General features: G+C 65.5%; 5 protein-coding genes. All 5 read right to left on the bottom strand.

Features of this window, described 5'->3' with window-relative positions; genetic code table 11:
- Positions 1–74: 74 nt before the first annotated feature.
- Positions 75–2,300, bottom strand: coding sequence for an aldehyde ferredoxin oxidoreductase family protein (locus NOV65_RS12335; RefSeq protein ID WP_257306772.1), 2,226 nt, complete (start codon positions 2,298–2,300; stop codon positions 75–77).
- A gap of 13 nt (positions 2,301–2,313) precedes the next feature.
- Complete coding sequence (locus NOV65_RS12330; protein WP_257306771.1) at positions 2,314–2,736, bottom strand: 4Fe-4S binding protein; 423 nt, start codon at positions 2,734–2,736, stop codon at positions 2,314–2,316.
- A 111-nt stretch (positions 2,737–2,847) separates the two neighbouring features.
- The gene (locus tag NOV65_RS12325; RefSeq protein ID WP_257306770.1) at positions 2,848–3,966 is read right to left on the bottom strand and encodes an ABC transporter ATP-binding protein; all 1,119 of its coding nucleotides are present in this window, start codon (positions 3,964–3,966) and stop codon (positions 2,848–2,850) included.
- Positions 3,963–4,661: an ABC transporter permease gene (locus tag NOV65_RS12320; protein WP_257306769.1), complete on the bottom strand. Its 699-nt coding sequence runs from the start codon at positions 4,659–4,661 to the stop codon at positions 3,963–3,965. Before NOV65_RS12320 ends, NOV65_RS12325 begins: the two co-directional genes overlap by 4 nt.
- A 6-nt stretch (positions 4,662–4,667) precedes the next feature.
- Positions 4,668–6,299 carry an L-glutamate gamma-semialdehyde dehydrogenase gene (gene pruA, locus NOV65_RS12315; RefSeq protein WP_257306768.1) on the bottom strand — a complete coding sequence of 544 codons (1,632 nt, stop codon included), beginning with the start codon at positions 6,297–6,299 and terminating at the stop codon, positions 4,668–4,670.
- Positions 6,300–6,302 lie beyond the last annotated feature (3 nt).

The raw sequence follows: 6,302 nt of genomic DNA, 5'->3' as shown, positions 1-6,302 counted from the left end.
TTGCCCTGGTTTGCGGGCCGCTCGGTTGTTGGTTTACACACCACCCCCCGGGCCCCCCCCCCCCCCCGATTCTCTCAGAGGTGCTGCTTGACCACGTCCACGACCTCCGGGAAGGCATCAAGGCCCAGTTCCTCCAGGCGCGCCAGGGTGGGCACGCCGTCCAGGGTCCAGCCGCGGCGGGTGTAGACGCTGTCCATGAGCTTGGAGAAGCGGTCCGTGCGCCACTGGCGGTGCAGGGCCATCTTCTCCTCGGTGGTTTTGCCGGCGGGATCGAGGCCCATCTCGGTGATGATCTGCTGGTCGTAGCGCTCGGCACGGGACTCGTACTCTTCCTTCGTCACCGGGCCCAGGGAGCGGTAGGGCGCCGCGTCGTGCAGGCGGAGGCCCTTGCCCATGCGGATGTTGAACACGCGCTGGAAGTTGTAGACCTTGGCCGACTGCAAGATCAACTCTTCCTTGTCGATCTTCACGCCCGTAGTGGCGCTGAAGAGGTCCACGTAGTTCTGCACGTGCTCGGGCACCTTGTGGGCCTCGGGCTGGGAAGAATTGTCCGCGGGCACAACATCGTTCCAGGGCAGCTTGCAGAAGCCGTTGAGGCCGAACCAGGTGCGGAACAGGGGGAAGTAGTAGAGCGCTTCGGCCTTGTCCTCGAAGGTGGGCAGCTGCTTGTTCACCATGTCCATGAAGATCAGCCAGGCCTCGTCGTGCTGGGGCCCCTTGTTGGTGAGGGCGTAGCCGCCCTGCTGGGCCAGGGATTCCTTCGACATGTACTGGGAGTATTCGAGGCCCTTGTTCTCCATGCCGATGTCGTTGATGAGCTGCGGATCGCCCCAGCCCTGCTTGATGAAGTGCTCCTTCATCTTCTTGACGCCCAGGCCGGCGATCTTGCCGAAGCCTTCGCCCCGGGCCATCTGGTGCATCATCTCGAGGTCGGCCTCGGCGTTGCCCCAGGTCATCTCCAGGCCGCCGGTGCGCTCCTTGTTCAGGATGCCGCGCTGGTAGCACTCCATCACGAAGGCGGTGAGCGTGCCGTAGGTGATGGTGCAGATGCCGTAGGTATCGCAGTAGAAATTGAGCTCCAGCAGGTAGTCGGGGTCGAAGACACCGCAGTTGGAGCCTAGGCCCGCCGCGTTCTCGTACTCGGGGCCGTCCACTGTCACCATGTCGCCCTTGTACGGGCCGGTCTTCAGGACCAGGCCATCCGCGCCCTTGGCGCAGGCCATAGAGCAGCCGTACCAGCAGCCGTCCACCGTGTGCTGGGTGCAGCGCTGCTGCCAGTAGCTGCTGTCGATCTTGTGGACATCCGGGTGCGAGCCGTACTGGAAGTTGTGGACAGGCAGGAGGTCGTAGGCGTCCATGATCTCCACGATGTGCGCCGTGCCGTTGCGGCGCATCATGCACTGCGTGCCGTCGTTCTCGCGCATCTCCTTGTGGAACTTGATGCCGGTCTTGGCGATGGTCTCGGGATCCGCCGGGTGGTTGAGGTCGCCGGCCACCTTGGGCCCGCGGACGACAAGCGCGCGGATGCGCTTGTCCCGGAACACGGTGCCGATGCCGCCCCGGCCCGCCTGCTTGAAGCGCACGCACTTGCGGCGGCGGTCGTAGAAGGAGAAGTTCAGCATGCCGATGAGGCTGTGTTCGGCCGCCGCCCCCGTGGACACCACGGAGATGTTGGGCAGGTCCTTCTCGTTCTCCGCGTACATGTGCGTGAGCACTTCCGCCAGCACATGGCTATCCACAGGATCAGTGGGCGCCTCCTCGATGCGGATGATCCCCTTCACACCATCGATGAACAGGATGATGTCCTTGTCGGATTTGCCCTGGAGCTCCAGGGCGTCGAAGCCCGAGAACTTGAGCAGGGGGCCGTAGAAGCCGCCCACGTTGGAATCGATGGGGATGTCCGTCTGCGGCGACAGGCTCACCACCAGGGACTTGCCGGTGCCCGCGTACTGGGTCATGCCGGCCACGGGCCCGGGACTGATGATGATTTCGTTTTCGGGATCGTTCCACCGGGTGGTGGACTTCACGGCGTTCCACAGGTGGTAGAGGCCGAAGCCGCGGCCGCCGATGAAGACATCCTTCATCTGCTGGGTGACGGGCTTCTCGGTGATCTCGTGGGTGCCCACGTTCACGTAGAGCGTGCGGTTCGTGTAGCCCTTGTCCGGCAGGCTGGGCGTGTAGGTGATCTCCTTCAGCACCTTGTGCGCGGCCTTGATGGCCTCGAGGCCGTCCAGGTACTCGGTGCGCTGGGTGTAGTCGATGTCCATCACTTTGCTGGGATCGAAGACGAGCTGGCTCATGGGATTCCCTTTCTCAGATGATCCGGACGGCCGGCTCGGAGACGTCCACGATGGAGAGGGCCCCATGGGGGCAGACTTTGACGCAAATGCCGCAGGACGTGCACTTGTGGGGCACGATCCAATCGGGGTTCCGCATGAAGGCGTCCTTCTCGCAGAAGCCGATGCACATGTAGCAGCCCACGCAGAGCTGCTTGTCGATCATCACGACGCCCAGCTTGTTGCGCTTGAGGGCTTCCGACGGACAGACCACCACGCAGTCGCCGCACTGATCGCAGAGGATGGCCTTGCCGCCGCCGTCCTCGTAGGCCTTGATCTGGAGGGCCGCCTGGGCGGGATCATCCACCTTGAAGACCTTGATGGCGCACTCCATCTCGCACTCGTGATTGCAGTTACGTCCTGCATCGCACTTCTGGAAATCGATCACCAGCTGTTTCATGGCTCGAAGGCCTCCGGTCTCGGACCCGTTGACTACACGTCAATCAGGGATGGCCATGCCACCCCAGATGTGAGGCTAGTCCGGGCCCGGACCCCCGGCAATGGACGCGGGTCACACTTCGCCGTCGAGGCCCTCCCGGCGGATGAGGTGGGCGGCGGTGGCCTTGAAGGAGGCCACGATGGAACCGCCCGGGGCAAGCCCCAGTTCTGCCAGGGATTGCGCGGTCACGTAGGCCGCCAGGAAGAAGCCGCAATCCAGCTCCACCTTGAAAAAGGGTCCCCTGGGCAGGACCTTGGAAACGGTCCCGGGAAAGGCGTTCCGGGCACTGCTGGTTTTATCGGTTTGTAAAGACAGTGCCACGTTCTCGGGGCGGACGCCCACCAGGACCGTCTGGCCGGGCCGCGCTTCGCCGATGGCCAGCACTTCGTGGCCGCCCAGGCCCTTGCCGAGGCGCAGGGTCAGCAGGCCCTCGCCGCTGGCGGTCACCTGCCCCTTGAGGAGGGTCTCCATGCCCACGAAGGCCGCGACGAAGGGATCCTGCGGATGGTTCATGACCTCCCGCAGGCCCCCGATCTGGAGGAGGGTGCCTTCCTTCATCACCGCCAGCCGGTGCGCCAGGCGTGCGGCCTCGCCCTGGTCGTGGGTCGAGATCACGGCGGTACTGCCCGTCTCGGCGAGGATGTGGCCCAGATCGTCGAGCAGGCCCTCGCGGGCGGGCGCGTCCAGGGAGGCGAAGGGCTCGTCCAGGAAGAGGATCTCCGGGCCCAGGACGAAGGCGCGGGCCAGGGCGGTGCGCTGGGCCTCGCCTCCGGACAGCTGCCGGGCCGCTCGGTCCAGCAGGTCGCCGATGCCGAGGCGTTGGGCCCAGGCCTGCACCGCGGGCTCCCGAACCGCGGCCGGCACGCCGCGCAGCTTCAGGCCCGTGGCGATGTTCTGGGCCACGGTGGCGTCGAAGAGGAGGGGGTCCTGGAAGACCATGGTCAGGCGACGACGGAAGGCGTCCCGATCCGCCCGGGATCGGAGGGTCTCGCCCTTGAAGTGGAGGCTGCCCTCGGACAGGGGCAGGAGGCCTGCCAGGGTCAGCATCAGGGTGCTCTTACCCGCGCCATTGGGGCCCATGAGGGCCAGGACCTCACCGGCGCGGAGTTCCAGCGCAGGCACGTCGAGGACCTGGACGCGGCCCCGGTGGACCCGGAGGTTCCGCGCCTCCAGAACGGTCGCGCGGCTCATCGGGGACGGTTCCGCTGCTGGACATGGGTGAGCACGGCGTTGACCGTGAAGGCCAGGACCAGCAGCAGGATGCTGAGGGCGAAGGCCACCTCGAAGTTGCCCTTGCTGGTCTCCATGACCGTGGCCGTGGTGAGCACGCGCGTCTGGCCCTTGATGTTGCCGCCCACCATGATGGAGGCGCCCACCTCGGAGATGACGCCGCCGAAGCCCGCCATGACGGCGGCCAGCAGGGGCAGGCGGGCCTCCTTCAGCAGCAGCCACACCATCTGGGGCCGGGAGGCGCCCAGGGCCAGGATCTGCAGTCGCAGGCCGGCGGGCAGGTGCTGGAGGGCAGAGAGGCTGATGCCCGCGATGATGGGCGACGCGATGGCGGCCTGGGCCAGGATCATGGCCGAGGGTGTGTAGAGGATCTCCAGGAACCCGAAGGGCCCGTTTCGCCAGAGCAGCACGGTGACGAAGAGGCCTACCACCACGGGCGGCAGGCCCATGCCCGTGTTGAGCAGGGCGATGACCAGGCGCTTGCCCGGGAATTCGTTGAGGGCCACGGGGATGGCCACGCCCAGGCCGATCACCAGGCTGATGAGGGTGGCCAGGCCCGAGACCTCCAGGGAGAGCAGGGTGATCCGGAGGACCTCGGGATCCAGCGTGAGCAGCAGCTCCAGCGCCTTCCGCAGGCCCTCCCAGATCAGGTCCATAGACTCCTATTCTTGCTCGAGGAACGGGAACTTGATGTCCCGGGGTGGTGTGAAGCTCTCCTTGATGGTGCGCGGAGAGGTCCAGCGGATCAGGTTCAGGAAGCTCCCGGCCTTGTCGTTGGTGCCCGAGGCGCGGGCCCCGCCGAAGGGCTGGTGGCCCACCACGGCGCCCGTGGGCTTGTCGTTGATGTAGAAATTGCCGGCGGTATTGGCCAGGGCCTCGGTCAGCTGGTTGATGACGTAGCGGTCGCGGGCGAAGATGGCGCCGGTGAGGGCGTAGGGCGAGGTTTCGTCCAGGATCTTCAGCGTCTCGTCCAGCTTGGCATCGTTGTAGACATAGATGGTGAGGACGGGCGCGAAGATCTCCTCCTGCATGGTCACGAACTTGGGATCCGTGGTGAGAATGATGGTGGGCTCCACGAACCAGCCCTTGGACTTGTCGCCCTTGCCACCCACGAGGATCTCCGCGTCCTTGGAGGCCTTCGCCAGCTCGATGTATTTCATGGCGTTGTCGAAGGAGGCCTCGTCGATGACGGCATTGAAGAAGTTGCGAAAGTCGCGCACGTCGCCCATGCGGATTTCGGCCATCAGGGCGAGCAGGCGCGCCTTCAGCTCGGGCCAGCGGGACGCGGGGGCGTAGACGCGGGAGCACGCGGAGCACTTCTGGCCCTGGTACTCGAAGCTGGCGCGCACGATGCCGGCGGCGGTCTCGTCCACATCGGCGGAGGCGTGCATGAACACGTAGTCCTTGCCGCCGGTCTCGCCCACGATCCGGGGGTAGCCCTTGTAGCGCTCCAGGTTGCCGCTGATGGTCTTCCACATGCTGTTGAAGACGTTGGTGGAACCCGTGAAGTGGAGACCCGCGAAGTTGGGGTCCTCCAGCGCGATCTTGCCGATCATGGAGCCGCGACCGGGGATGAAGTTGATGACGCCGTCCGGCAGGCCGGCCTCCTTGTAGAGCTGCATGAGGTAGTAGTTCGACACCACGGAGGTGGAGGCGGGCTTCCACACCACGGTGTTGCCCATGACCGCCGGGGCCGTCGGCAGGTTGGCGGCGATGGCCGTGAAGTTGAAGGGCGTCACGGCGAAGACGAAGCCCTCGAGCGCACGGTAGTGGACACGGTTCCACACGTGGGGGTCAGAGATCGGCTGCTGCTTGTAGATCTCCTCCATGAACTTCGCGTTGTAGCGGAAGAAGTCCGCGGTCTCGCAGGTGCTGTCGATCTCCGCCTGGTAGGCGCTTTTCGACTGGCCCAGCATCGTCGCGGCGTTCAGGATGTAGCGGTACTTCCCGGAGATGAGGCTGGCCACTTTGTGGAAGATGGCGGCGCGGTCCTCCCAGGGCGTGGCCTCCCAGTCCTTCTTGGCCTTGAGAGCGGCGTCGATGGCCAGGCGGACCTCGGCCTCACCCGCCTCGTGGTAGTGGGCCAGCACGTGCTGATGATCGTGCGGGCAGACGGCCTTCTGGGTCTTTCCGGTGCGGACTTCCTGGCCGTTGATGATGAGCGGGATGTCGAGCTCAAGGGCGTACTGGCGCTCCAGCTCGGCCTTCAGGAGGGCGCGCTCCTTCGAGCCGGGGGCGTAGGCGAGGATGGGCTCATTGTGGGATTCAGGCAGGCTGAAGATGGCGTTGGACATGGG

It is taken from the genome of Geothrix campi, assembly GCF_024609265.1.
Classification (GTDB): domain Bacteria; phylum Acidobacteriota; class Holophagae; order Holophagales; family Holophagaceae; genus Geothrix; species Geothrix campi.
Note: the sequence above shows the minus strand (reverse complement) of the source record. Positions and strands in the feature narration are given on the sequence as shown.

Coding starts and splice junctions, on each gene's coding strand:
- pruA (WP_257306768.1), bottom strand. CDS start 6,299: ATGTCCAACGCCATCTTCAGCCTGCCTGAATCCCACAATGAGCCCATC.
- NOV65_RS12330 (WP_257306771.1), bottom strand. CDS start 2,736: ATGAAACAGCTGGTGATCGATTTCCAGAAGTGCGATGCAGGACGTAAC.
- NOV65_RS12335 (WP_257306772.1), bottom strand. CDS start 2,300: ATGAGCCAGCTCGTCTTCGATCCCAGCAAAGTGATGGACATCGACTAC.
- NOV65_RS12325 (WP_257306770.1), bottom strand. CDS start 3,966: ATGAGCCGCGCGACCGTTCTGGAGGCGCGGAACCTCCGGGTCCACCGG.
- NOV65_RS12320 (WP_257306769.1), bottom strand. CDS start 4,661: ATGGACCTGATCTGGGAGGGCCTGCGGAAGGCGCTGGAGCTGCTGCTC.